General features: G+C 69.3%; 2 protein-coding genes. Both read right to left on the bottom strand.

Going from position 1 to position 1,847, the window contains the following annotated elements; all coding sequences use genetic code 11:
• Positions 1-217: 217 nt before the first annotated feature.
• The gene (locus tag AC2VOP_RS11700) at positions 218-1,159 is read right to left on the bottom strand and encodes a diacylglycerol kinase (protein WP_486961118.1); all 942 of its coding nucleotides are present in this window, start codon (positions 1,157-1,159) and stop codon (positions 218-220) included.
• The coding region (locus AC2VOP_RS11695) for an FAD-linked oxidase C-terminal domain-containing protein (RefSeq protein ID WP_486961117.1) at positions 1,156-1,847 on the bottom strand (692 nt) is incomplete at its 5' end. The genes AC2VOP_RS11695 and AC2VOP_RS11700, both read right to left, overlap by 4 nt.

Genomic DNA, 1,847 nt, shown 5'->3' with positions numbered 1-1,847 from the left:
CCGCCACGACGGCACCATCGAAACCATCCCACCCCCACACCTGGACCACGGCCAACCCAGAGTCAACAATTTCCACCACCCGGAGCGACTGCTGCGAGAAACCAACCGTGCCGTGGCTGGCAGTGCTGACAGTCATGACACCGGCCCCGACGATCCATAGCTGTGCCGGTCACCCCGGTTCTGGTGGCGCCAGCGCCGCCAGCGCGCCCGATGTCAGCTATGCCGCCGGTTCGCCCGCCGGACGAAGGATGTGCAGTGCGGCAGGTACCGCGCTGATCTCCGCGGGCAGCGCGCAGGCATAGTCGCCGTCGGCGTAGGCGTTGATGCCAGGGCATTCCACGTGGATCGACCGGGCCCGCGCGGTGGTCACCTCGTCCAGGTCGACGTGGGTGCCCTTGAACACGCTGGGGAACAGCCGGATCAGCTTGGTACGCGACGCCGAATGCACCATCGTGATGTCGAGCAGCCCATCGGAATGGTCGGCGTGCGGGCAGATCAGCATGCCGCCGCCGTAGCTACGGGTGTTGCCGAACGCGGCCATCGTCAGATCGGTGTCGATCTCCTGGTGGCCGCTGGGGCCGTCGAGCACCAGCCGGAACGGCAGCAGCCGCAGTCGGGACAGCTCGGCCAGCATCGCCAGGTTGTAGCGCATCCTGCCGCGCGGCCAGCGCATCCGGTTGGCCCGGTCGCTGACCAGCGAGTCGAATCCGGTGGCTGCCACCGTGCCGAACCACTTCGTGGCGCCGTCGGGGGTTTGAATGCGCCCCAGGTCGACGGTTTCGGCCCAGCCGTCGGCGACGATGTCGGCGGCGGCTTCGGGATCCGCGGTAGGCAGCCGGTATTCGCGCGCGTGGTCGTTGCCGGTGCCGGCCGCAACGATACCCAGCGGAACATCGTTGCCCGCCAAGGCTTGCAGCGCGATCGAGATCACCCCGTCGCCACCGGCCACCACTACCGCATCGGTTCCCCGCTGCACGGCTTCGCTGACGAGGCGGCGGGCATGGTCGGCGTCGGTGCCGACGATCTGGACGACGTCCACACCGCGTTGCCGAAAGCGCGCGACTGCCCGCTCTGCCGCGCGGAGGGCGACTCCGTGCCTCGACGCGGGATTGACCAACAGGGTGATTCCGGCGATCTCCCTGTGCAGCAGTGACGTCACGGGATCAGCTTGCCGGGGTTGAGAATTCCGGCTGGATCCAACGTCGCCTTCACCGCCCGTAGCACCCGTACCCCCAGCTCGCCCACCTCCGCGGTCATCCAGGGTCGATGGTCGACTCCGACCCCATGATGGTGGGTGATGGTGGCGCCGGTCGCCATGATCGCATCCGAAGCTGCGGCTTTGGCCTTGCGCCACTGCTCGATCGGGTCGCCCCGCTGCCCGGCGACGACGGTGAAATACAGGGACGCCCCGGTGGCATACACGTGCGAGATGTGGCACAGCACCAGCGCCGGTGTGCCCGATTTCCCCAGCGCGGCGGTGAGCGCGCCGGTGACCGCAGCTTTGAGCCTGTCGATGGTGGACCAGTCGGTGGCGGTCTCCAGCGTTTCACAGAGTGCGCCGGTGGCCAGCAACGAGTCCCGCAGGTACGGCGCGGCGAACCGGCCGTGCTCCCACGCTCGCGCGGCCGCTTCGCCCAGCGACGTGCCGCCGTGTGCGGCCAGCACCGCCCGGGTTTCGGCGTGGCTGGCCTCGGCGTGCGCGGCGGTGCCCTCGAACAGGGTGATCGCCAGGCAGCCGCCGGTGATCTGCTGCTCGCCGATCGCCTCGGTGGTGGCCAGGTTGACTCCGGTTTCGGCTTCGTCGGAGAGCCGGACGACGGTCGGGCCGGTGCCGGTCTGGGCGACCG

The sequence above is a fragment of the Mycobacterium sp. TH-M106 genome (assembly GCF_057473765.1).
Note: the sequence above shows the minus strand (reverse complement) of the source record. Positions and strands in the feature narration are given on the sequence as shown.